This is a genomic window from Pseudomonas sp. RA_105y_Pfl2_P56, from assembly GCF_963970845.1.
In the GTDB taxonomy this organism is placed as follows: Bacteria; Pseudomonadota; Gammaproteobacteria; order Pseudomonadales; family Pseudomonadaceae; genus Aquipseudomonas; species Aquipseudomonas baetica_A.
Genome location: NZ_CAXAPL010000021.1, coordinates 80,297 through 106,429, shown reverse-complemented (window position 1 = coordinate 106,429; position 26,133 = coordinate 80,297). Strand labels below are relative to the sequence as shown.

Genomic DNA, 26,133 nt, shown 5'->3' with positions numbered 1-26,133 from the left:
CCAGATGCATTCTTTATCGGCGCTTGGGTGAAAGGAGGAGGGTGAAATCTCCCACGGTCTGTACTGCGCTAACAGTCAGAATCGAGCCTTGTCCCTCCTCCTCCCTTCAAGTCCTACCATACAAGCGTGCTTGCTCGCGTATATGGAGTACCCGATGAATACTCTCTGGCTGGCAGATTGCTTTCGCGTGCAAGCTCGCTCCCAAAGGGTTTGTGTTGATCAGGGGTTTAGTGGAAGTCGCGGCTCTGCACGCGGATGCCGTTGAGCAACGGGCTCAGGTCGCTCAGGCGGCCGGCGATCAGGTGGCGCACTTCGCCCTCGCGCTCCCAGCGGCCATCAACCTTGAGCAATTGCGAGCCGACCAGTACCTGGCGTTGACGCTCGGCCAGATCGCGCCAAACCACCACGTTGACGTTGCCGAACTCGTCTTCCAGGGTCACAAACGTCACGCCGCTGGCGGTGCCTGGTCGTTGGCGTCCGGTCACCAACCCGGCAACGCTGACCGGGCGCCCGTGTTCGATTTCGAGCAACTCCTGCGAACTGCGGCAACGCCGCGCCTTCAGCTCGCCTCGTAACAACGCCAGCGGATGCGGCCCCAATGTGGTGCCAACGGTCGTGTAATCGGCGTGCAGATCCTCGCCGACGCTGGGTTTGGGCAGCACCACGCCGGGCTCTTCCTGACTCGGTAGCCCGGCGAACAGCCCGAGTTGCTTCTGCACCCCGGCCACTTCCCAGCGCGCCCGATGCCGATGACCGGCCAAGCCGCGCAACGCCCCGGAATCGGCCAGCAAGGCTTGCGCTCGACTGTCGAGCCCGGCCCGTTCCCCCAGATCGGCAACATCGGCGAACGCCCCACGCACTCTTGCGGCTTCGATGCGCCGGGCATCGTCCTCGCGAAACCCCTTGATCATGCGCAGGCCCATGCGAATCGCCGGTTGTGCGCCAGTGATGGGTTCCAGGCTGCAATCCCAGTCACTGGCACGCACATCCACCGCACGGATCTGCAACTGATGCCGACGGGCGTCCTGGAGAATCTGGTCCGGGCTGTAGAAGCCCATCGGCCAACTGTTGATCAGCGCACAAGCGAACGCCGCCGGTTCGTGGCACTTGAGCCAGCAACTGGCATACGTCAACAAGGCGAAACTGGCAGCGTGGGACTCAGGAAAGCCGTAACTGCCGAAACCTTTGATCTGCTCGAAAATCTGCGCGGCGAATTCCGGCGTGTAACCGTTTTTCTTCATGCCGGCGGCGAGTCTTTCCTTGTGTGGCTCCAGCCCACCATGACGCTTCCACGCGGCCATGGAGCGGCGCAACTGATCGGCTTCACCGGGGCTGTAATCGGCGGCGACAATGGCGATCTGCATCACCTGCTCCTGAAACAGCGGTACGCCAAGGGTGCGTTTGAGCACCACTTCCAGTTCCGGCGACGGGTAGGTCTCCTCCTCTTCCTTGTTTCGGCGGCGCAGGTACGGATGCACCATTCCACCCTGAATCGGCCCCGGCCGGACGATAGCCACTTCAATCACCAGATCGTAGAACTTCGCCGGTTTCAGGCGTGGCAGCATCGACATCTGCGCCCGGGACTCGATCTGGAACACGCCGATGGTGTCGGCGCGGCTGATCATGTCGTAGGTGGGTTTGTCCTCGGGCGGAATCGTCGCCAGGCTCAGATCCAGATGGCGATGACGGCGCAGCAAATCGAAACAGCGGCGGATCGCACTGAGCATACCGAGGGCGAGGATATCGACCTTGAGCAGCCCGACCGCGTCGAGATCGTCCTTGTCCCACTGAATGATCGTACGGTCGGCCATCGCCGCGTTCTCCACCGGCACCAGACTGTCCAGGGGCTGTTCGGAAATCACGAAACCGCCGGGGTGCTGCGACAGATGCCGGGGGAAACCGATCAGTTGCCCGGTCAGGCTCAGCACCCGGCGCAACACCGGGCTGTCAGGGTCGAACCCGCCTTCGAGCAAACGCGCCAGCGGCGGCGTTTCATCGCTCCAGTGGCCGCAGCAATCGGCCAGTGCGTTTATCTGATCCGGCGGCAGGCCCAAGGCCTTGGCCACATCGCGCACCGCGCCGGCGGCGTGATAGGTGCTGACCACCGCCGTCAGTGCCGCACGATGTCGGCCGTAGCGGCGGAACACGTATTGCAGGACTTCTTCACGGCGTTCGTGCTCGAAGTCGACGTCGATGTCCGGCGGCTCGTTGCGCTCCCTGGACATGAAGCGTTCGAACAGCAGCGTGGTGCGATCCGGGTCGATTTCCGTAATGCCCAGGGCAAAGCACACCGCCGAATTGGCCGCCGAACCACGGCCCTGACAAAGAATCTTTTGCTCGCGGGCGAAGCGCACCACGTCGTGCACAGTGAGGAAGTAGCTTTCGTAGCCGAGTTCGGCGATCAGTTCCAGCTCATCGTCGATCTGCTTGAGCACTTTGGGCTGTGGCCCTTTCGGCCAGCGCCAGGCGATGCCCTCTTCGGTCAGGTGACGCAACCAGGTACTGGCGCTATACCCCTCAGGCACCAGTTCCTTGGGGTATTGATAACGCAACTGGCCCAGGTCGAAAGTGCAGCGTCGGGCCAGGCTCACCGAGGCCTGCAGCAAGGCCGGCGGGTAGACCTCGCGCAGCACCTCGACGCTGCGCAAATGCCGCTCGCCATTGGGGTGCAGGCGTAAACCGGCCTCAGCCACCGGAACGTGATGACGGATCGCGGTCATGGTGTCCTGCAAGGCGCGCCGGCCACGGGCGTGCATGTGTACATCGCCGCTGGCCACCGGCATGATTCCCAGCTCAGCGGCCAGACTCGACAACGCCGCCAGCCGCCGCTGATCGTCCTGCCCGCGGTGCAACTGCACCGCCAGCCACAGCCGCTCGCCGAAGGTTTGCTTCAACCAGCGACCCTCTTCCCTGTCATCCACCGAGTCCGGCACCCACAACACCAGCAACCCGGGCAGCGCTTGGCTGAAATCCTCGCGCAGCACCTGGTACTGGCCTTTCTGCGTGCGCCGCCGGGCACGGGTGATCAAACCGCACAACGCCTGATAACCCTCGAGGTTCTCCACCAGCAGGACCAGTTTCGGGCCGTTGTCGATGCGCACTTCACTGCCGATGATCAGCGGCAGTTCAACGGGTTTCGCCGCTTGCCAGGCACGCACAATTGCGGCCAGCGTGCATTCGTCGGTGATCGCCAGTGCCTGATAGCCGTGTTGTTTCGCCCGCTGGAACAGTTCCAGCGCACTGGACGCACCACGCTGGAAACTGAAGTTCGACAGGCAGTGCAATTCGGCATAACCATCGCTCATGCAAACCAGCCTTGCAGCCACAACGGCCCACCCTCGCCCACGGTTCGATAAGCCCAGCCTTGCTGACCGGCGCGGTTCTGGATCAGGTAATAGTCGCGGCGCACATCGTCACCGTCCCACCAGCCTGACTCGATACGCTCCGGGCCCATGAGAATCCGCGCCGAACCTTGCGGCACGCTCTGCGGTTCGCCCAGCAACCAGCCCGGACGATAGACACTGGGCAAACCTGCACAGCGTTGTTTGTCGACGCCGTTCTGCCAGGCGCATTCGGGCCGGTGATCGGCCTGAAAGCGCAGCCCTTGCACCGCATCATCGCCCAGTCGTGCGCGCAGACGTTCGCGCAATTGCTCCCAGGGCAAGGTCTGCTGTGGGCGGTCGTCGAACAGTTCCTGACATTGCGGCACAAAACTCGGCAGATCTTCGACGCGCAAACGAAAACCGCGTACCGGCGCTTCGACCTGCACTTGTTCCAGTCGCCCACGGGCCAGTTCGAAGAGCATCGCCGGATCGCGCTCGGCGCCGAGCAAGCCGACTTTGATCACTGTGTCCGGCAACCCGGCGTGTTCAAGATGCAAATCGAACCGCTGCACGCCGCTGTCGCGTCCACAAAGGAATGCCGACAGGTCAGCGGTCAGACGTCGTAACGGGAACAGCAGCGCCTGATGGGATTGCACGTCGAAATTGAGTTCAATACGTACATCGAAACGGTCCGGTGGCAGGTAGAACGCCAGCGCGAGTGGACGTGCGCCGGACAAGGTGTCGAGGTGCTTGAGCATTTGCGCCTCGAAACGCCGGGCCAGCGCCTGACGCGGCAAGCTTTGCACCTGACTGAGGTTGCGCAGGCCCATACGCGACAACGCCGTGGCTACAGCCGGCTCCAAGCCAATGCGATCGACGGGCAATTGCCCAAGGTGATGCTGCAAGGCTTCGTCGTCCGGTACCACCAGGCCGTCATAAGCATTGGCCAACACCCGCGCCGCCACCGGGTTTGGCGCGGCGACGATACGGTGACGAAAACCCAGGTCCGTCAGTTCCTTGCGCAACCGCGCCTCGAACTGCGCCCAGGACCCGAACAGGCCCAGGCTCGACTCGATCTCGAACACCACAGTACGCGGGTAATGCACGCTGACTTGCGCACTGAAACGGTAGGCCCATGCGGCCAGAAACTGCTGCCAGTGCTCGACGTCGGCAACATCATAATCCGCCGTGGCAAAGCCCTTGCTCAAGGCTTGCGCGGCGGTCATTGACTGACCGGGCCGCAGCCCGAGTTGGCGCGCCGCCGGGTTGACCGCTTGCAGCACCCGGCGCTGGGCCGGACCGCTGAGCAGCACCAATGGCTCGTCGGGATCGGGACGCTGACGCAGCACCGCGTCCAACGCCAATTGCGCAAACACAATACACACCCAGCGCATGACGGCCTCAGTGCCCCACGGCAAAAGCAATCGGTGCCGGGCGCGCCAGTCCGCCACGGCACTTGAGGATACGTAATTGCGCGGGTTTGGCGTCGATGGCAATCCGTAAGGCAGCGGGCGAAGGGTTGATCGCTTCGCTCAACGGCCGCCACGCAAATGCCAGGGTCTGGCCCGTTTCCGCCGCTACCTGCAAACGCCGCAACGCGCGGTCATCCGCCTTGTGCGGCCAGCACAGCACCGCACCACAACTGCCTGAGCGCAGGCATTGCTCCGCCGCCCACAAGGCATCGCGCTCACTGGCCTGAATGACCGACAACTGGCGAAGATCGACCCCGGCGTTTTCCCACGCCTGGGGGTACGGCACGAAGGGCGGTGCAACCAGCACGATGCGTTCACCTGCCGCCGATAGCCGCGCCAATGTCGGCCAGACCAGTTGCAGTTCGCCGACACCGGGGCCGGCCAACAGGATTTCGCTCAACGCGGCTTCCGGCCAGCCACCGCTGGGCAGCGCCGCATCCAGTGCCGCATGCCCGGTGGGTTGCGGACTGGCGGCCGGTGGCGCAGGCCGGCCCTTCCAGACCTGGCCGCCATTGAACAGCGTATCCAGCGCAATGACGGCGCCCATCAGCCTTGCCTCACCAGACCGCAGAACACCCCTTCGATGGCCAGATCCTGATCATCGCCCACGACAATCGGCCGGTACGCCGGGTTGCGCGGCAACAACCGCACCCCATCGCCGACACGTTCGAAGCGTTTGATGGTGACTTCACCGTCGAGGCGCGCCACGACGATCTGGCCATTCAGCGCCTCGGGATGGCGTCGCACGCCGACCAGATCACCGTCGAGAATGCCGTCTTCGATCATTGAGTCGCCCTGCACCCGCAGCATGTAATCCGGTGTGCGAGAGAACAGCGCCGGGTCGAGCATCAAGCGGCTATGAATCTCGGCATCGGCGCCAATCGGCGCACCGGCGGCCACACGACCAAGCACCGGGATATCGAGCCACTCCGGGCGCGCCGGTTGCCCGAGCAAGCGAATGCCCCGGGCCTGATGCGGGTTGACCTCGATAAACCCGGCTTCGGTGAGCGCCAGCACATGCTTGCGCGCCACGCTACGGGAGGCAAAACCAAAAGCCTCGCTGATTTCAGCGAGGCTTGGGGGCTGACCGTGTTCGGCGATGCGTTCGCGGATAAAGGTCAGGATGGCGGTGCGGCGGGGAGTCAGATTGGCCATGGAGTACATTTGTACTCCTGTAGGATTTTCCTGACAAGCACCATCAGTCAGGTGGGTGTCGCGACAGAAAAATGTGAAACATGTGACAGGATGTTTACGATTTTTTTACTAATGTTCTTCTACAGTTACACACGTTACTGCGTGTGTTTTCTATTCATGTAGAGGAAGGTTTGACATGGCTTTGGGCAACGGACTGCGTTCACCGTCCATCACTTCTACGCGACTGGTGTTGCTGTTTCCCTGGCGCTGGTGGCGTTGTACAACCTGGCGACCTGGAAGGCGCTGGGCACACTGATCACCCTGCAAGGCGCGTACAAACTGGCATTTTTCGCCTCTTTCGGGCTGTTTTTATGGTCCGCAATCACTCTGCTGCTGACCCTGGTGTCGTTCCGCTGGACGCTGAAACCGGTGCTGACCGTGGTCGCCCTGCTCTCGGCTTGCGCCGCGTATTTCATGAACGAATACGGGATCACCATCGACACGGTGATGATCCAGAACGTGTTCGAAACCAACCCCGGTGAAGCCACCGCGCTGTTGAGCGGCAAGCTGATGGCCTATGTGCTAGTGCTCGGCGTACTGCCGGCGGCGCTGATCTGGCGTTGGCCGGTGAGCTATCGACCGTTCTTTCGCGGCCTGCTGAACAAGATTCTGGTGATCATCGCCTGCGTGCTGGTGATCGCGGCCTCGGTGGGCACGTTCTATTCGACCTACGCGCCGATCTTTCGCGAAGAAGACAAACTCACCCACTTCATCAACCCGACCAACTACATCTACGCGATCAGCAAATACACCAAGCAACGCCTGGGCATCAAAAAGCACTTCGTGGTGCAGGCTGTCGGCGAAGACGCAGTGATGAGCGCCAAGGCTGCCAGCCGCGAGAAGAAATCGCTGATGGTGTTCGTGGTCGGTGAAACCGCCCGCGCCGATCACTTTTCGTTGAACGGTTATGAGCGTGAGACCAATCCAGAGCTGAGCAAACTGGACATCCTCAACTTCACCCAGGTGCATTCCTGCGGCACGTCGACAGCGGTGTCGGTGCCGTGCATGTTCTCGATGTTCCCCCGCGAGGATTACAGCGACAAGAAAGGCAAAACCTACGAAGGCCTGCTGGACATCCTCCAGCGCGCCGGCGTGCAAGTGCTGTGGCTGGACAACAACAGCGACTGCAAAGGCACCTGCCTGCGCGTACCGCATCGCGATATTTCGAAGAACCAGCCGGGACCGTTCTGTGACGGCAACAACTGCCTCGACGAAGCCTTGTTAGCCGATCTGCAAAGCTACATCGACAGCCTCAAGGGCCACGCGATCATTGTTCTGCATGCCGATGGCAGCCATGGCCCGGAATACTACGAGCGCTATCCGAAGGACATGGAGCGTTTCAAACCAATCTGCCACACCAACCAATTGGGCAGTTGCAGCCGTGATGAGCTGGTGAACGTCTACGACAACACCATCCTCTACACCGACCATTTCCTGGCCAAGGTGATCGAGTTGCTCAAGCGCAATCAGGATGCACTGGATACATCGATGGTTTACGTCTCTGATCACGGGGAATCGTTGGGGGAAAACGGGTTGTATCTGCATGCAGCGCCTTATGCACTGGCACCCGAGGCACAGACCCATGTGCCGATGGTGATGTGGTTTGGCAACAACACCTTGGCCAGCGAAGGCATCGACCGGGGCTGCCTGCAAGGCAAGACCGGCCAGGCGGATCTGAGCCATGACAACCTGTTTCATTCGGTGCTGGGGTTGTTCGGGGTGAAGACCTCGCTGTATCAGCCGGGGCTGGATATTTTCCACGGCTGCCGCCCGTCCATGACCGCCGCACAATAACCCGCCCCCACACCCCCCTTGTGGGAGCGGGCTTGCTCCTACAGGGGATGGTGTGTCGCTTGAGAGGTCATTGACGCTTGAGGATCTGGTCCATGACCCAGTCGGTTTTCAGGGCCTGTTCGGCCATCGCCGGGTGTTGCGAATCACCGCGAATGTGGGCGTTCATGCCCAAGACGTGGTGCCATTGGATGTGTTCGTGATGGGGGATGTCCAGGCTGACGGTTTGATCGGTATGCAATTGAACGGGATGTTCATCAAACACCGAAAAGCTGATTCGCCCCTGGCTGCCGATGATCTCGACCCGATCCTCGCGCCGATCGGCAACAAAGCTCCAGCACCCCATGCCCAACGCTCCGCTGGCGAAGCGCCAACTGGCGCTGACCGCATCTTCCGCCGCGTACAACCCGGCCTGATGCGCGGTGAAACCAGCGACATCAATGATGTCGCCGAGCAAATACTGGAACAGGTCAATGCCATGGCTGGCCAGATCGGCGAAGTAACCGCCACCGGCGACCGCCGGATCCGTACGCCAGTTGTGACGCCCATCCAGGTCTGCGGAGGACGGCGCTTTGGTCAGTGTCCAGCTCAGGTGCCGCACCGCGCCGATACGCCCCTGCTCCAGCCATTGCCGCACTTGCGCAAAGCGCGGCAACGAACGCCGATAGTAGGAAACGAACAGGTGCAACCCGGCGTCGGCAAACGCCTGCTGCATCTCACGGCTTTGCCCGGCATTGAGCGACATGGGTTTTTCCACGCAGCCATGTTTACCGGCGGCAGCGACTTTCAGGCTGTAGGCGTGGTGACTGTCGGGAGGCGTGGCGATGTACACCGCGTCCACCTCGGGATCGTTGATCAGCGCATCGACATCGGTGTAGACCCGTTCGATGCCGTGGCGCGCGGCGTAATCGCTCACCGCCTCAAGACGTCGTCCCATCACCGCCACCAGCGCCGAACCGGGAGCCTTGTAAAAGGCCGGCCCGCTCTTGCGCTCGGCGACGCTGCCACAACCGATCATGCCCCAACGCACCACGTCCATTGTTGCCTCCCTGTGTCTTGACGATCAGCCGATACGCAAGGCACGCAGATCGAGGCGCCCGTCCTTGAGCGGCGGGCACCAGTAGTAGCCGCCGGTGATCGGCCGGCTGATGCGATACAGACCATCGGTGATGCCATCTTCCAGACCGCTCATGCGGCGCAGTTGCGCTTCGAAGGCATCCAGCGAAAAACCGAACGCGAGGAACATCAAACCGGCGCGATGACCCTCGATCCACGGCATCGAGCGACGCACGACAAACGCCTCAGGGGCGAAGCTTTCCTGCGCCGTGCGTTTGACGTGGGCGGAAATGGGTGCGTCGTCGATTTCTTCGTTGTCGCTCAAGCGACGGCCCATGATGTTGTCCTTGTCTTCGGCGGACAATGTGTGAAAACCCTTGAGGTCATGCTGCCACTGCTGGATCGCCGCGAAGCTGCCACCAACCAGACCTTCAGCGCCCTCTGCTAGCAACGCAGCGGCAATAGCCGCTTCATCGTGCGGGTTTTCAGTACCGTCTTCGTAGCCCGTCAGGTCATGACCTTCCTTGTGGCGGAAGGCTTCCTGGGCCTCTACCAGACACAAGGCCGGCGCCAGAGCGGCGTCAAAAGCATTGCAACGATTGAGCAGTTCACCACGGTCGACACCGTGCAGCCAGACCCACAGCGCGTGCTGGGTCGACGGGTTTTCCACGCCGACGCCGGTCATGGCCGGGAAACTGCGCAGGCCGTCGATTTCTACGTTGAGGGCCCTGGTCAGGGATTCACCGAAACCGACCACCACCGACTTGCCATCCACCAGATTCATCAGGTTGTCGATCGCCTGCGGCAGTGCTGCAACCGACTCAAGGGCGAAGAACAGATGACGTGCTTGCGCAGGAACAGGGGTGGCGAGAATGCCCGGTTGGTAGTAACTCATGTGAACTCCTTGGGAAAGTGCGCGGGAGTTTACCCCTGGCCAGAGGATTTGTGTGGGTTCAGATGCCGCAAAACCCTCACCCTAGTCTTGTCTCAGAGACGAAGGGCCGTTCTCAATACGCCACGCACTCGGGCTCATCCCTGTCCAGCGTTTGAACGCCCGGCGAAAGCTGCGCACATCGCTATAACCGGCCTCTTCGGTGATGCGCTCGATAGACATATCCGGATTGGCCAGCAGACTCAGGGTGCGCGCCTGCCGCACTTGCTCCTGTAAAGCTTCAAACGTCAGCGAATGCTCGGTCAAACGCCGGCGCAAGGTGCGGCTGCTCATGTTCAGGTCGCGGGCAATCTTCTCGATATGAGTGCCACAAGCAAGATCCCGAGCTATCGCCCGCTCCACGGCCTGAATCAGATCGAGCTTCTGATGCACCTGCGCGGCTTCAAGCTCCAGCAAGGCCACCGCCTGACGCAACGCCAGCGCATGATGATTGGGCAGCTTGACGTCCAGCCATTGCACATCGATCAGCATACGGTTGTGCAGGCAACCAAAGCGCACGTCCGGCCCAAGCAGGCGGTGGTACTCGCTCAGGTAGCCTGGCGCGGCATGGACAAATTGCACGGCGATCGGCTTGAAATCCGCCCCGGCCAACGCCCGACCGTACACCAGGAGGCTGGCGAAAAACTCCTCGACCGCAAACATCTGCACATCGGCGAACGGCAAGCGACATTCGGCATCGAGATGCACTCGGTCACCCACCACATCGACGCTGGACACCACAATCGCGCCGGAGGTGTGCTGATGGCGAATCCCTACGGAAAACGCATCACGCAAGGTTCTGCACAGCGATAGCACATGTCCGAGCAAACCGAGCGTGCCAAGCACGTTCTGCGCCCCGACCCACAGGCCGAGCCCCTGATTGGGCAGCACTTTGAGCGCACGCTGAATCATTGCCACAGCCTGGCGATAGGAAATCCGTTGCGCCGGATCCTGCAGGTCTTCGAGAGTAAAACCCAGACCACGGCACAGGCTCTCGGGCTCGACGCCGTTGATTTGCGCGACTTCAGCCAGGGTTTGCAGGAGGAACGGCGACACCAGCGCCAGTTCGAAGGTCGGGTCTTGGACTTTTACGTTCATGAGCGGCTGACATTCCGGATTACGCTTGATTGTTATTTTTGTTACCGGTTATGTCGAAGAAAGTTAGCACAGCGTTTATCAACTGTCCGCAGAAGCCCCCCTACGTGTCCGCCAATACCCTGCCCCGTCAGGCTCCAAGCGCTTATTTCTAGAGTGCCGGGCGTCCTGCGTGCCGGCGTTTCGCCCAAACACAATAATAATGAGGACGGATATGTACCCGAACCGCGCGACATCCCCCTTGCGCCTGGCCCTGACATTGCTGGGCTGCACCGCGACCCTGCCGGCGCTCGCCACCGAAGCCGGCGTCGACAACATCGGCCCGGGCACCGATGGCTTCTTCATGCTGCCGCTGGAGGTCGACAGCCTTGCGCAGAACATGGTCGCGTTCAACCTCTACTACAACCATTACAAGTCGACCCGACTCAACATCAGTTCACTGGGCGGCAAAGTGCAGAATGTCGAAATCGAATCCACTGCGGTGATTCCGCGTCTCGATTATTTAAGCCCGGTGCGCGTGTTCGGCGGGCGCCTGGCCGGTTACATCGCCCAGCCGTGGTTGAAGCAGGAAGTCTCGGTGTTCGGCTTGAGCGACACCCGTGAAGGCATGGGCGATACCACCATCGCACCGATCATTCTGTGGGACATGGGCAAGCATCTGACCCTCGGCGCCGCCCTGGAAATCACTGTGCCCACCGGTGAATACAGCGTCGACCGGCTGGCCAACACCAGCAACAATTTCTACACCTACAAACCCATGTTCTCCTTCACCTGGCTGCCGACCGACAACACCGAAGTCTCGATGAAGACCAGCTACAGTTTCAACGAGAAGAACAAGGACACCGACTACAAATCCGGGCAGATCTTTCACTTCGATTATTCGGCCAGCTACAAGATTACCGACGACCTGATGCTCGGCATCAACGGCTACTACCTCAAGCAGACCACAGACGACAAACAGTTCGGCCGCACCGTGCAGTTCGCCGGGCAGGATGTGGATGACGGCGTGCGCGGCAAGGTGTTCGCAATCGGGCCGGCACTGCACTTCACCTTTCTCAAGTACGCCAGTGCGGAGATTCGCTGGGCCAAGGAATTTGACGTGGAGAACCGGCCGAAGGGGGAAATGCTCTGGGCAAAAATCAGCATTCCTTACGCTTTCTGAAACCCATCCCAATCCAATCCAGTGTGGGAGCCTGCTCGCTCCCACAGGGATTTCAGCGCGTTGGTGAATGTTTGTTAAAAAAAGGGCGACCCACCGGCCGCCCAAACGTACTGCACGAGAGTCTTTTACAACGTCAGTTGCCCACGTTCCTCCTCGGTCAACTGCTGCTTCGCCTGTTCATCCAGCGCCCCGGCGCCCAGCACCTGCACCGGACTGTTCGGGTTGTAACCCGGCGTCGACGCGCGGCTGGCGCCATCGCGCGACGGCGCGAGCTGTTCGTTGCCGAAGCTCAGCACCTGCACGGTGAACACCGAGGCCTGGTTCTGCCGCGACGCTGCCTGCTGCTGACGGGCGACGTCTTCTGCCGCTTGCGTGGCAGATGATGCGGCGGAGCTGGCCGAAGTGATCGCCCCGGTATTCACCGCCGATACCACCGGCACCCCCGTCGCCTTGCCCTGAACCGAAATGTTGGCGGCGTTGACCACCGTCAGCGCAGCGATGTTGACGTTGCCCGACACCCGAATCCCCGCCTCGCCCGCATCGATGGTGCCCAGCGGCGCGGTCAGGTCGATATCGCCCGGCACCACTTCGGCAATCGGGTTGAGCGTGGCGATACCGGCGCCGGTACTCGGTACCGATGGCGACAGGCTCACGTTGCCCCAGGTGTCGTAAATGCGTTTTGGCGGCGTGTAGACCACGGTGGTTTTCGAACCACGACCGGCGTTGATGTCGCCCTCGGCCGACCAGCCGAGGATCGACCCGCCGAACGTGGTCATGATCCGGCTCTGGCCGAGCAAAATGCTGCCCTGCGAGTACAGCTGAATATTGCCCGAACCCTGAGTGATGATCCCCGCCGTCGATGGCGGCACCGCGCCTTCGATGCCGAACACCTGACCACCGCCCGGGGTGAGCATCTGAATGTCGCCGCCGAACAGGGTCTTGACCCCTGCTCCGCCATACATCGTGATGTCGCCGTCGTAACGGATCGGATTGCCGGCCACGTCGGTAGTCGGGAACAGCGCCGCGATGGCGTTGCGACCGCGCAAATAACTGCCCTGACGCGGGCCGTCGACATCGTTGTACTCCAGGCCGCCGGCACGCAGTTCGGCGAAGTACACCTGCCGCGCGAAAATCGCCTGCTGGGCACTTGGCAGCGCGGCGTAGAACGCTTGCGCCTGTTCGGCGTTGCCACTGAAGCCGTAGCCGAGGGTCAGCCAGCTCTGCAGTTCGTCAAGGTAGGTCTTGACCACTTTGCCCGGTTGCCCGGTAAGGGACCTTTCCGGATTGGCGAGATTCTGCCGGCTCAGATAGCGCGCGATGAACTGCGCATAATCCGGGCCTTGCGCCCCCGCGCCGGCCTGCAGCACCACACTGGCACCCGCACGATTATCCCCCGCCACCAACGACCCGAGGCTGGTGATGCTGGCACGGTTTTCCATGAGAATGTTGCGTCCGGCGTTGATATCCAGAACACCCGGCCCGGCGATATCGAAACTGCTATAGAGGATGTCGCGACCTGCCGAAACCCGTGAAACGTCTCGCGGATTATTGTGGATGAACAGGTTGCCAGCGGAGGTGATGAGCTCTCGCCCGACACCCATTTCATCCGACTGGACTTGAGTGGGCTGGCCCAGATTGGTCCCGGACGCCACGATGTCGCGACCGGCAATCATCCACACCGGCCCCGCCGCCTCATACCAAGTACGTTTGGACGTAGTGAAATTCAGAGTTTCGCCGTTGCGTACGCCCACCAGATCGCCAGTTAATGCATAGAAGCGTGCGGGCCCCTGCACTCCGCTGAGACCCGAATACGTGTTGGGGCCAAATGCGAACAACGGATAACGCAAGTTGCCGTCCGATGCGACGCCGTCACTGCTGTAATTGGTGGCGACGGGGCTGACTTGCGCGTTGTTGTCAAAGCGGTTGAACGCCGGATTGAACGGCGTGGCAATGGACGCTGGACTCGCTCCGGACTGATTGATCGCATAGCCGCCGGCGTAGATGGAATCGCCCGCCAGCATTTCCAGCTGGCCAGCTGTCGACGGCGCCAAGAGCAATGAGTAGGCGGACAGCGGGAAATCGTTCCTTTTTACCGATGCTGAAGGCCCGGCATAAATCGATCCCTGACCCGCCACTGCGCGCAAAATCGACGGATAGACGAATCGACCGTCTGTAGGCGATGTGTTTCGCCCCAGCGGTAAACTGAAGTTGTTGAACTCATTAAACTCTGCCATTTGGGTAGAAGGCGTAAGGTTTCCCCCGGCCGAAAACAAGTCGATGGCGGTGTGCTCGGTCCACAATGAAAACCCACTGAGGATCCCGCCTCTCTGGATGTCACCATTGGCGTCGAAGACCGGGGTAGCGTTCTGCAGGCTGACGCGTCCCGGGTCGCTTGCTCCGCCCAGCACCAGATCGCCACGGGTGCTGAGGCTCATCCCCGAGTCACCGGGGATCAATACCAGACCACCAGAGGCTGTGCTTGTAGTTGATGTAAACGGGTCAAGCGCGCGGGTTTCCCTGATGTCATGCGAACGTGACGCGGCGCCGTACTGCAGATCGATACCGCCCAAGGCGCCGCCAGTCAATTGCACCGCGCCGCGCAGGTTGACCAACGCACCTTGCAGGTCGTGAAACGGCCGCGCCCCGCCGGTATCGCCAGCCCGGGCCTGCAGTGACGGGTTGAGCTGGCCGCCAATGCGGATATCCATGTCACCGCCACCCGTCATTTGCACGCGGCCATCGCTGCCGACCCTGCCGGTGCTGCCGACTGCAACGTTGAGCCCCTGGCTGCGCAGGTAACTCGTCGCGTCTCCCAGCGGCTTCAACATGCCCGCATCGGCCCCGGCGCGCAGACTGATGTTGCCGCCACCCAACGTACCAAAGCCGGTGAAACCCACCAGGTACGGCTCGGTACTCATATTGCTGTCGGGTATCGGTTGAGTGATGTAGCTGCCGAAATTGATCCACCAGGCCGTTGGAACATCGGCATTCCCCGTGCCTTGACGCCACAGCCAGTTGCCAACGGCAACACTGGCTATCTGCTCACGAGTACCGCCCGACTTCTGCTCTTTACGCCCCACCGAATCGCCGGAGATCGAGCCACCGGCATTGATGCTGAGGTTACCGCCCAGTTGCGGATACCAGGCCTGATAGAGGCTGTCAGTGCCGCCGTTGACCCATTTTTCGTAATCGGCTCCCGTGCTGCCTAAAACCGAGTTTGTATCGGACAGGTGCCCGCGCATCTGGTTGTAGAGCGGGTCGACATTGGCCGACTGCGTCCCTGCGGTGTACACGCCGAAAGGCGAATCCATACTCAGATTGCCGGCCGCCATCAAGTCGAGATCGCCCGTGCCGGTTCGCAGCACGCTGAACATCTGGGTGTGCACCTTGGCGGATTTTTGCGGGTTGTTTTCCAGACACAGGTCCGGCTGCAGTTCGCAGAGGATCAGATAATCATCAGGAACCGGCTCGTAATCAGCGCCCATGCCGCTACCCGGCGCCCAGACCCAACGCGCCATCGGCGCACAATCGCTTGGGCCGATTTCACAAAGAATCAGATACTCGTCGGGGATGGGTTCGTAGGGCGGGAAGCCATACTGATTGTCTACAGCCCAGACCAGTTTCGCTACGCCCTGCGTAATCGTCGCACCATAGTGAGTGTCCGCCAGCCGCAGATGACCTCCGCTGGTCAACGGCTGGACCGTGCGATTATCCGCCGCGTCAAGATCAGCGCCGGCCACCACACGCATCGACCACGAGGCAGTGCCTGCAGGCAGCATGCTCGCCACCGCCCAGTTCTTGCCCTGCTGGGTGCCGTTGAACGACCGCAATTCGATAATCGTTGTCCCATCAGCCAACTTCACGTCCGTCATGGACGGGATGAGTGACCCGCGCAGCAATGCCAGTGAACCGCTCAATTTCACCCCGGAAACGGTTCCCACATCCACATCGTATACGGCCGGCAGCGGCACGCCTTTTGGCCAGGTCATCGCTTGCAGCGACGTGGCGTCGTTCAGGCGAATCCCCGCCCCCAGGCGCGTTGACGCCGGCAACGTCACACTCTCGGAGAGCAAGGTGCCGGCGGCAAACAACAGATTGCCATTGCCGTCATGAATCGCCGCCGCCAGCACGGTGCCAGCGCCAAAGGTATAGGCCTGGGCCAATACCGCTTGAGTCGGCAGCAAGGTGCCGCTGGCCAATACCGCGCCTTGAATCATCACGTCGTAATTAAGCACGGCCCCCACCGGAAACTGCGTGCCTTCGGCCAGTGAAACGCCAGTGCCCGGCACGATAAGATCGCCACCGAACGGCTGCACACCGGTGATCAGCTTCCAACCGGCGTCATCCTGGGTTTGCGGTGGCGGCGCAAAGCCGTCGTTGATGCTGCCGTAAATATCGAGATTGCCGCCGGCGCGGATGACCAGACTGCCGGCCTCACCCGAGCCGTAAACCGACGGGTCCAGTCGCGTGTGCGGATTGAGGCTCGCGTAGCGATAGCCAGACAAGTCCAGATCACCCTCCACCACCAGGTCGCCGTCGGCAGTCTTGCTGGCAATCTCTACGCCCGGGCGCAGATGGAACGCATCGGCATAGGTGGCGTTGTTCAGCCCGGCGAGTTTGCGTTGCAACAGATCATTGTTGCCCAGAGCGGCGTTGATGAAGTTGTTGCTGTCACCGTGAATGCGATCGAGCATGGCCTGATCGATCACTTGATACGGGCGGCCAGTGACGGCCTGATCGGTGCCATCGCGAGCATCGGTGTAGCGACGCACGCCATTGAGACCGATGGAACGTGCGCCCTGAATGGTCAACGCACCACTGGCATCAATGGCGATGTCATTGCTGCCCAGCCGCGGCGCGTTCAGCTCCAGCGTGCCACGCAGCATTCCATCGTTTTGCCCCGCGAGAATGCCAGGTACCGCATCAGTGCCGTGACGCAGATCGATCCGCGCGCCAGAAGCCAGGGTGAGCAGACCATCACCGGAATTGAGCTCGACCGTCGCCCGGTTCGGCGCATCGATGATCTTGCCGTAGCTGTCGACCCGCAGCACACGACCATGGGCATCGAGCACGCTGTTGCCGGTCAGGGTCAGAGCGTTTTTCGCCGACAGACGAATACTGCCGACACGCTCGCCGCTGGCGTCGATCAGACCGGCCACCGTCAGACTGCCATTGTCCACCGAGACATTGACCTCGCCAGCCTTGAGGCCGTCGCCGATGAGCAGGTTGCCTTGCTTGAGCTGCAAGCTACGGCTGCCGAAGACCTGCCCGGCATTCAAACGCTGGTTGAGCGCGGCGAACTGTTCAGTGGCATCCCCCCCCAGACGCTGCGCGCGAATGTCAACGCCGCCGGCCTTGTACGGCACCAACGTGCCCCCGGCGTCGTAGTAACCGCTGCTGCCACCAAGGATCTCGCCTTGCAGATCGACCATACCGGCCGCCTCGGCCAACGCGACGACGCTGAGATTACCGGCCTGATTGTTCTTCGCCGACAGATCGATTCGCGAGCCCGCCGCCTGACGAATATTGCCGTTGGCGCTGTACAGCGATATGTCACCGCCCCAGCTGTACTTGCTGACATCGTTGAACGGCAAGGTACGCCCGGTCAGATCCAGCACGGCGGCGTTGCCAAGGCTTAAATCATCTTCGGACTTCACGGTCAGTTTGCCGCTGGCCAAGGCGATACGGCTATCGAGAACGATGTTGCGAGCCTCAAGGTTGAGTTCCGCACCCAAGGCATCCGCCCCCCCATAAGCCCCGCCACTGCTGAGCGTCAGGCTGTTGCCGGCCTTGAGCAAACTGACCGATGCTGCTTCACCGGTGAGCAGCGGCGTGCGCAGGTTCAGATTGCCGCCGCTGTAGCTGTAGCCCTTGACCGGGTCGTAAGCGCCCTGCTCCTGATACACCGCCAGACTGCCCTTGTGGTTGGCGGTGATGCGTTCGCTGGCCGTCAGGTTGACGTTGGCAAAACCCAGCGCCAGACGATTGTTCTGATCCAGGCCGCTGGGCTGTGGCATCGGGCCGTAACCCAGTTCGATGCGTTGCGCCTGGATATCCAGCGTGCCGCTGCCCGTGCCGGCGCCGCCAGTGATGACGCTGCCGGGTGTTTGGGTGGCGCCGTTCCAGACCAGGTTGGCGGTGCGGATGGTCGCCACATCGTTGGCATCGCCCAGACCGTAGATCGCCGGAGTGATGAGCACCAGGTTCTGCAGTTTGCTTTGGCCGGTCTGCGGATCAAGCGTATCGAGGCTTACACTGCCGTAGAAATTGAAAGCATCGCGGGTAGTCAGGCTCAAGGTTTCCAGTGCCGGAGCGCCAAATTGGGTATCGCCGCGCAACAGTCGATCAAGCACATTCTGGTTGAGGGTCAAACCTGCCGGTACGCGATTGCCTGCCGCCGCCAGCGCCTCGGCACTGCCGGCATTCACCGAACCGACCGACAACGCCAGATGACGCGTGCCGAAGCGCACGGTTTCACCGAGCTCAAACTGGTTATCCGTGGCAGCGGTGATGCTGCCGTTCGAATAAAGCAGCGCCGGATTACTGCATGAATCAGCCGCACAGGTGCCAATTCGGATACTGCCGGCACCACTCAGATTTGAGCCCGCTTGTGGCGCCAGCACGTGGGTCCAGCCGTTCGACACGAGCAACAGGCTTGATGCCCCCGGCTGATATATGAAGCCCGCCGTTGAATCGTAAGGTACGTTGCCGCGACCGAGCGTGTTGATCCCGGCACCCGCCTCGACCGTAATACCGCCAGTGGTCAAGGTGGTGCGCAGCAAGACTTCCGGCGCAGAAAGGACGGCCCCCTCACGCAACACGATATTGGCGGTGGTGCCGAGGAAGCTGATGATATTGCCTGACGTGTTGTACACAACGTCCGGCATTGCACCGAGGGTCAAACGCCCGGCGTTGAGGTTATTCAGCGTGTCGGCATACAACGACACACCAGCGACATGCGCGGTCGGCGCCTGCCCGGTTCCGAGGATTTCCAGGTCACTGCCGGCATAACCACCGCGCACCACCGCCGTCCCGGTCAACCCACCCTCGGCGGGGTTGAACAGCGCGCGCCCGTTGAACTGCAAAGCAATGTCTTGCTGACCACCGGTACTCAAACGCAGATCCAGGGTCTTGCCGTCCATAGGCGCCAATGCACGGGGCAGCCCGCGCCTGGCGGCATCATTGCGGATGAATGGGGTAAGCCCGGTTTCGTTGTACTGCGAGTAACGGCGCAGCACGTCCGCCGACGTCAGGATGACCTGACTGGCCAGGCTGTCGCGCAGGCCGGTATTGGCAATCGACATCTGCCCGCTGCTGGTCCACGAACCATTGCGCAGTTGCAGCGCCGCCGTCGTCGCAGTCGGTGTTGCCTGACCGTTGACTTCGACCCGGAACGCCCCCGGCAACAAGGCAAAGGTGGATGGCAACAGCGTGTAAGTTCCCGCCGCCAACCCCGGGACACCGGCGCCAATGGTGATTTGCTGGCCCACGCGCGGATCGACCGCGCCCGCTTCCGCCAGCACTGGCGCATAGCGGCTCTGATTGCCCGGAACGATGGCATAGACCGGGTTGCTCGTCAGCCCCGGCAAGCTGAAAGTGCCGTCGGTGGCATTGCGCACCAGCGGATTGAAACGCGCATCGGTAGAACCGCCGCGCCCGGAGATGAAACCAGCGCCGCGAAGATCGCCACCACCGGACAGATCAATCAGGGCACCGCTCTGCACATCAACGTATTGCCCACCGATTGCCACACCGTTTTTTTCGCCAGTGATGCCGTTCAACACCACGGATTTGCCGTTGTAGAGATAATCGATGCCGTCGGTAGTGCCGCCGTAGGGCATGACCAGACCGGCACCGCTCACCGACGTTGTACTGCCAGAAAGCAGGCGTACCTCGTGGCTGGTAGTCAGCAAATCGTCGCCCAGGACAATCTTGCCCAACGGTGCCCGCACAACACCGCCCTGCTCGATGTACGCAGCGGAAAAGCTCAGATTGCCGAAAACCGAGTACGGCACCTCAGCGGGCGCCGCGCCGTGGCCGCTGATGCGCAGGGTGTGGTCGGATACCGCAACGGCGCCCTGATAACCGACCCGCACTTCAGCCTGGACGCCAGTGCCCGGATAGATCTGCGCAGCACCAAGATTCAAGTCACCCGGCGTCCACAGCCGGGTTTTCTCGGCACCATCGTTTGGCGCGAGGAAACGCAGGTCGCCGCGGCTGTCAAGTGACACCACACCGAACGCCCGGCGGCTGTACTCAACAGCCGGGGCATTGAGTTGCAGAATCGAACCCTGCGTGCCGACGGAAAGGCCATTACCCACGTCCAGCAAGTCTGCCGACGCATTGAATGTCGCGTCCGACAGTTGAGCCGTCGGGTTATTGGTCAACCGCGGCCGGATCCTGTTGACGCCCGCGAAGTAGCTGCCCACACCGGACAAACGCAAGTACGGAGCGCTCAAGTCGACACGTGTCGTTTCCCTGGACGTTTCGGCCAGCGACAACGCTGCGGCGTACAGATTGAGGCTCTGGTTCATGTGCAGATTGACGTCGCCGTCAAACGACAGCAGGCCGTTGCTCAACAGGCCCAGGTTATCGAAACCGCCCGCCATCAAGCCGTCGGCACTCAGACGAGCCTGGCCATAGCGCAAGCCTTCGGCGCCCTGGCCCGGTCGCAGATTGACGGCCAGCAATTCCTCACCCGCGCCTTGGCCGATGATGATCTCCCTCGGCGCCCGCACCGCATTGCTTGCCGAGTCAGCGTAAAGAGGCGTCTCAAGGGCGATGTCCAGACGACCGCCGGCAGCGCCGACACCGCCCGCCGCCGCACGCAAGTGACCATCAATGAACAGGCCGTTGTAGGAACCCAGGCTGATGTGACCGCCATCTGTCGCAACGCGGGTTGGCCCCTGACCGGCGACATCCAGAATCGCCTCGGTGCCAGAGGCATCAAGCCGCGCGCCCGGACGCACAATCACGTAGGCGTCGGCAGCCGTGGCAGTCGCGCGTTTCGAATCGATTTCACCGCCGATGATGATGCTGCCACCCTTGCCGACCTGCCCGTAGGTTCGACCCAAGGCATCGAGCGCGGTGTTGGCGCGTCCAGCGACATCCAGCACCGCCTGCTCGCCGATCCAGATAGAACGGTTATGCGCAGTCGGATCGGCCAATTGAATCGACGTATCCGGTTTGATCGAGCCGAACTGTTGCTGGCGGATATCAACCGTGCCGCCCCAGGCATTGAGCTCACCTTCAACCGTGATCTGCCCGGCACCGCGCAGCTTGATGCTCTGCCCCGGATCGACGCTGATGCGCGAACCACGGCCAAGCGTCAACGCACTGTTGGCCGCGTCGATCAGACCGACCAGACTGGCCCCGCCCTGCAATGTCAGGCTGGCTCCGGCACGTTGGGTCAGCACTCCCTTGATCGGGTTTTCCTGGAAGAGCATTGGCGTCCACAGTTCCAGTGCCGATTGCGGATCAACACCGCTGACCTGATCCGGCGCGGCTTCGGCAAAGCGGTACACCGGCATGCTCACGTCAATCGCCGTGTCTTCGGCAACGTCGAGCCCGCTCAGACCGATCAGGTTGTAAGCGCTGAAGCCCTTGTTGAACAGGTCGGCGGACAACTGCAGGGTGTTGTCGGCCAGCACCTTGTCAGCCTGCCCGATGAGTAGCTTGTTAGCCTGCACGGTCAGGGTGCCGCCGCCCGTCACACCGTAGCCACGCACTTCGCCAGCAAGGTTCAAATGCGATTGGCCCGGTGCGCTAATGGCGCTGGATTCCAGCGTCAAATCACCGCCCTTGCCGCCCCGGGTCTTGCCGTTGGCGAGCAGCGCGCCGCCAGAAGACACATCGAGCAGACTGCCGGCGTCGATATCGATATCGCCACTGCTGCGAATCGACACCAGCCCCCCGTTGAGATACGCCAGGCTCGCGCCATCATCCGGATTGGTGCGCAGGTTGCTCCACACACCGCGAGTATCCAGTCGCACGCCTTCGGCAACCACTACCTGTGCCGCGTTGCCGGGTTTCGCCGTGAGTTGCGTGTCGGTGGTTGTCGAGCCGTTGAACTGATTGAGCACGTTACCCAGCCGCACACTGCCACCGCGAGCCGTCAGGTCGGCGCCCATTTGCACATCCGGGGCATACAGGGTGATGTCGCCACCGGCATCGACCGCGAGCGCGCCATCCACGGTGACTTGATCCTTGGCCGAAACCTTGAGCGCGCCGAGGCGAAAACCATTGAGTTGACCGTTATCCAGAAACAGCTTGCCCTTGCGCGAATCGGATACCGCGCCGGCCAGATCCAGATCACTGCCGGCCACCGGACGCTCGCCGCCAATCTGCACCTGATCCAGCAACGGATTGAGCGTGTAGAGCAATCCACTCGCCGCCGCCACATACGCCGGGTCATAACTGCCGACAATCAATTGCGCACGACGTGCCAGCGCCGTCTGGCTTTGTTCGTAGCCATCAAGCAACGGTTTCGGCGCCTGATTCTGCCGCTCGCCCTGATACACCTGGCCAATCATCTGCCCCTCGAGCACGGCGTTGGCGGTGGCGATTACCAGTTGCCCGGCATCACGCCCCACGGTGTACCCCGACTCGAAACGTGCGCGCGGCGCAATCAGCGGATTGTAGAAGTAGCTCGTCTGGCCCCAGCGCTCGCTGTTGTCTTCATAACCTTTGTACAGCCCGGTATAGAGCAGATCCCCCGGAGCACGGGAAACTTCATACAAGCGCCCATCCGCGCCACGCAACCAGCTCTGGCGGATCTGCCCGCTCTGCACATCCAGGGTGCCGCCGGACAGGTTGATCAGCGAGCCCTTTTCAGTGACCACATCGTTGCCGGCAAAACTCACCGTGCCGCCCTGCGCCATCCACTCGCCAACGCGGTGGCCCTGAGTGCCTAAGTAGCCGCCGACTTCAAGCAAACCGCCCGCCGTGTACCAACGATCCGTGGCATAGCCGTTGGTGCCGGCCGGCACGTAGACCAGCTCGCGCACATCGACCCAGATGTCATTGCTGTTGAGCGCACCTTTCTCACGGTTGACCGAGGCATCGCGCTGCTCGTTGCCCTGCACATTGATCTTGATGTTGTTGTTTTCCATCGCCACTTTGACGCCAAGAGCACCGGACACATCGATCATCGCGCCGTCACGCACCAGACTGCGGCGCTGGGCATTGACCGCAACCTGACCACCAGTGGCCAGGGTGATCGAGCCGTTCTGGAACTCGACGCTGGCGCCACTCTGGATTTCGATGCGCGACTGATCGCCACGAATCCGGTTGTTGGCGCTGACGGCGGTCAGGGCCGCGTCGCGCTGACTGTCGAGGGCCGTGAGTTCACTGCTGTCGAGCATGATCGCCGTGGCACTGCCCTGCCCCAGCGTGACGCTACCGCCGGTGTCGGTGATCGGGTTCGTCAGGTGAATCGTGCCGCGTGTCGCCACTGAAGTGCTGGCGAGCAACACGCCGTTCTGCACCACTTCATGACCGGTCAGGGTGATGTCGCCGGTGGCGGATTGAATCAACCCATTGTTAGTGACTTTGCCCGCCACAGCCCCGGCCTTGAAGCCCGGAATGACTTCGTTACCGAAGGTGGTGGACAGCGCATTGCCTTCGGTGCCCGAACCTTTACGGATGTAGAAACGGTCACCGGCCGCTAATACCGTCTGGCCCTTGATGGTGCTAATGCTGCCGTCGTTCTGCACTTCGTTGCCGAGCAGTAACGCGTACCCCCCGGCATCGGTGGAGGCCACAGGTTTATGCGTCGCGATGGAGGCGCCGCGCTCCACCAGCACCTTGCCGGCGGCATCAGTGAAGGTCGGCGCTGTGCCGGTGCTGTCGAAGTACAGGCCACGATCACGGAACTGGATATCGGTGATATTCGCTGCCGCCGCCACCAGGTTGCGCACGTTGACCTGGCTGCTGCCACTGAAGACGATGCCGTTGCGGTTGATCAGCATCACCGTGCCGTCACCCTTGATCTGACCCTGGATCTGGCTGGCGTGTGCGTTCGGATCATTGACGCGGTTGAGCACTGCCCAGTTCGCTTGTTGGGCGAACTCGACCGAGGTGTTACGACCGACGTTGAAAGTTTCCCAGTTGAGAATCGCCTTGTCGGCGGTCTGCTCGATCTTCACCGTGGTCTTGCCGTCGGCCAGGGTCTGTTGCGGCCCCTTGGCGTTCTGCCAACCTTGCGCAAGGCTGTTATCGACCTTCAAACCGCCCTCGCCCAGACCGTCCGGGACAAACTGCACCGAACCCAGCGCCGTTGCGCGCCCGGCCGCCTGCGCCGCTTGCTGTGCTGCAATCGCGGCAACGGTGTTGTTCAAGGTCTGGATCGACCGCTGCAACTGCTGATTGGCCCTCTGTTGCTGAGCCAATGGCGGCGTCATCCCCGGCAAACCACCGACGCTCGGCCGCGCTGCCGCGGCTTGCTGCGCGGCGCCCTTGGCAGCGAACCAGCTCGAACTGAAGGCCGTCTGCGCGTGCGCGCTGCCCGCCACCAGACACAACGCCACCGCTTGCGCCAACGGCTTGAGCAGCCACAGCGCCGGGTCCACGGCATCACGCTTGAAGGACGGAACGTTGGTACGACGACGGGATGGGCGAGCGAGCATCACTACGAGATCCTTTTTGATTGCCACACTTGGGTTGCCACGCAAGGCCGCAGGCGTGCAAAAACCTGCTGTTACGACATAGGCCGTTGGCGAGAGTCACGACCGAACGGATGTCACACAAACTTCATGTTCGGGGTGTATTCGAGCAAAAAAATGGCGGCAACCCGAAGGTTGCCGCCATTTCGATTACGCCAGCTTGAGCTTACAAAGGACGACCGATAGCGTTGCAGACGCTGGCGTTGTTGATGTCCAGGTTGTAGCCCGACGTGTTGGTGATGAAGTTGGCGGTTACAGCGGTTTTCCAGGCGTTAGGCACAGCGACGAATTTGTGAGCCTGAGTCGCGGTGTTGTTACCCGGGTTGCTGTAGTGAGTGGTCAGGAAGGCTTTGACGTCAGCGGCCACCGCTGCATCCTTGTAGCACTGGCCGAAGATGAAGTTGGTGTAGGCAGCCAGTTTGTAACCCACGGCAGGGTTAGGTACCACTGGCGACCAGTTGGCTGGGTTGGCAGCCTGAGTAGCGGTAGACGGAGCAGCAACAGCGGCCAGTGCCAGGTTGACGTTAGCCGAAGTCGGCTGAACACCGTTCACACGAGCAACGACCGCGTTGCTGGTCGCATCAACGCCGTCCGGGCCGACATAACCGATGGAACCGTCAACCGCGTTCACGGCAGTGGCGACTTCAGAAGTGCTGGCGACGCCGACCCAGTTCGAAGGCAGGGTCGAACCTGCTGGCAAACGAGCGTTGGTGAAGGTGGTGCTGGTGGTGAACTGAGCCGGGCAGACCGAAGTCAGGTGGCGGGTCAGGATTTCCGAAGTGCCGCTGGAGACGTTGCGATAAACAATGCGGATCTTGGTGGAGTCGGAAGTACCCAGCAGCGCGCCCCAAGTGGTTTTTGCGCCAGAGAAAGCATCGCACAGCTGAGCACTGGTCAGGTTCAGAGCAGTCTGGCCGGCTTTTTTGTACGGAATGACAACCGAAGTGGCAACCGATGGCAGTTGGATCAGCGGGCCGTACGAAGCACCGAAGTTGGTGTTGTAGGTGTTGATTTCCGAAGCGCTGAGAATCGAGTCGCTACCGGCGAAGTGCACAGTGCCGGTGGTGCCGAAACCGGCTGGGTTGTTGGTCAGGAAAGCCGTCTTGCCACCGCCGCTACCGATGGCGGCGTAACTGAAGTTGGCTGGCAGGATGCTGTCGGCAGAACCTTTGTACAGAGCGGCTGGCAGAGTTGCGCCACCACCGGTAACGGCCATGGCTTGAGCGGAGGCCAGAGCGGCGACGGTCAGGGAAGCGGCGATCAGAGTGCGCTTGAACATGAAGAATCTCCTTTTCAACTAGGGTGTGAACACAGGTTTTCAGGGGGCTGCATGACACTTGAAAGACTCACCTGGCCCTCGCAGGCGTTGGCCCGGGTTAAGTCGCACTGAGAAATTCGCAGGTTCCGGTGACAGATAAAGGAAAAAACCTCGGGAGGTGCGCGGTGA

General features: G+C 61.6%; 10 protein-coding genes and 1 pseudogene. 2 read left to right on the top strand and 9 right to left on the bottom strand.

Annotated elements, in window-relative coordinates; genetic code table 11:
- Positions 1-227: 227 nt before the first annotated feature.
- The 4 genes from AACY11_RS16175 to lexA are packed head-to-tail and all read right to left on the bottom strand — an operon-like array spanning position 228 to position 5,959.
- Complete coding sequence (locus tag AACY11_RS16175; protein ID WP_339495280.1) at positions 228-3,326, bottom strand: error-prone DNA polymerase; 3,099 nt, start codon at positions 3,324-3,326, stop codon at positions 228-230.
- A complete protein-coding gene (locus AACY11_RS16170; protein WP_339495278.1) occupies positions 3,302-4,717 on the bottom strand; it encodes a Y-family DNA polymerase in 1,416 nt (471 codons plus the stop codon). Before AACY11_RS16170 ends, AACY11_RS16175 begins: the two co-directional genes overlap by 25 nt.
- A gap of 7 nt (positions 4,718-4,724) precedes the next feature.
- The gene (imuA, locus tag AACY11_RS16165; protein ID WP_221732761.1) at positions 4,725-5,342 is read right to left on the bottom strand and encodes a translesion DNA synthesis-associated protein ImuA; all 618 of its coding nucleotides are present in this window, start codon (positions 5,340-5,342) and stop codon (positions 4,725-4,727) included.
- A complete protein-coding gene (gene lexA, locus AACY11_RS16160; RefSeq protein WP_339495276.1) occupies positions 5,342-5,959 on the bottom strand; it encodes a transcriptional repressor LexA in 618 nt (205 codons plus the stop codon). Before lexA ends, imuA begins: the two co-directional genes overlap by 1 nt.
- A gap of 166 nt (positions 5,960-6,125) precedes the next feature.
- On the opposite strand from lexA, the pseudogene AACY11_RS16155 reads away from it, so the two are divergent.
- Positions 6,126-7,783: pseudogene (locus AACY11_RS16155) on the top strand (phosphoethanolamine transferase).
- Between the two features lie 67 nt (positions 7,784-7,850).
- Here AACY11_RS16155 and AACY11_RS16150 read toward each other — a convergent pair.
- The 3 genes from AACY11_RS16150 to AACY11_RS16140 all read right to left on the bottom strand — a co-directional run bounded on the left by AACY11_RS16150 (position 7,851) and on the right by AACY11_RS16140 (position 10,865).
- On the bottom strand, positions 7,851-8,819 hold the full coding sequence (locus AACY11_RS16150; RefSeq protein WP_339432903.1) for a Gfo/Idh/MocA family protein: 969 nt from the start codon (positions 8,817-8,819) through the stop codon (positions 7,851-7,853).
- 24 nt (positions 8,820-8,843) lie between these two features.
- Positions 8,844-9,731 carry a Dyp-type peroxidase gene (locus AACY11_RS16145; RefSeq protein WP_339495275.1) on the bottom strand — a complete coding sequence of 296 codons (888 nt, stop codon included), beginning with the start codon at positions 9,729-9,731 and terminating at the stop codon, positions 8,844-8,846.
- An 81-nt stretch (positions 9,732-9,812) separates the two neighbouring features.
- On the bottom strand, positions 9,813-10,865 hold the full coding sequence (locus AACY11_RS16140) for an AraC family transcriptional regulator (protein ID WP_339495273.1): 1,053 nt from the start codon (positions 10,863-10,865) through the stop codon (positions 9,813-9,815).
- A gap of 211 nt (positions 10,866-11,076) precedes the next feature.
- On the opposite strand from AACY11_RS16140, the gene AACY11_RS16135 reads away from it, so the two are divergent.
- Positions 11,077-12,024 carry a SphA family protein gene (locus AACY11_RS16135; protein WP_339495271.1) on the top strand — a complete coding sequence of 316 codons (948 nt, stop codon included), beginning with the start codon at positions 11,077-11,079 and terminating at the stop codon, positions 12,022-12,024.
- A gap of 125 nt (positions 12,025-12,149) precedes the next feature.
- On the opposite strand, the gene AACY11_RS16130 is transcribed toward AACY11_RS16135, so the two are convergent.
- Both AACY11_RS16130 and AACY11_RS16125 read right to left on the bottom strand, forming a co-directional pair.
- Positions 12,150-24,650 (bottom strand): filamentous haemagglutinin family protein, encoded by a 12,501-nt coding sequence (locus tag AACY11_RS16130; RefSeq protein ID WP_339495269.1) that lies wholly within the window; start codon positions 24,648-24,650, stop codon positions 12,150-12,152.
- A 202-nt stretch (positions 24,651-24,852) separates the two neighbouring features.
- Positions 24,853-25,965 (bottom strand): substrate-binding domain-containing protein, encoded by a 1,113-nt coding sequence (locus tag AACY11_RS16125; protein WP_339432896.1) that lies wholly within the window; start codon positions 25,963-25,965, stop codon positions 24,853-24,855.
- Positions 25,966-26,133: the final 168 nt, after the last annotated feature.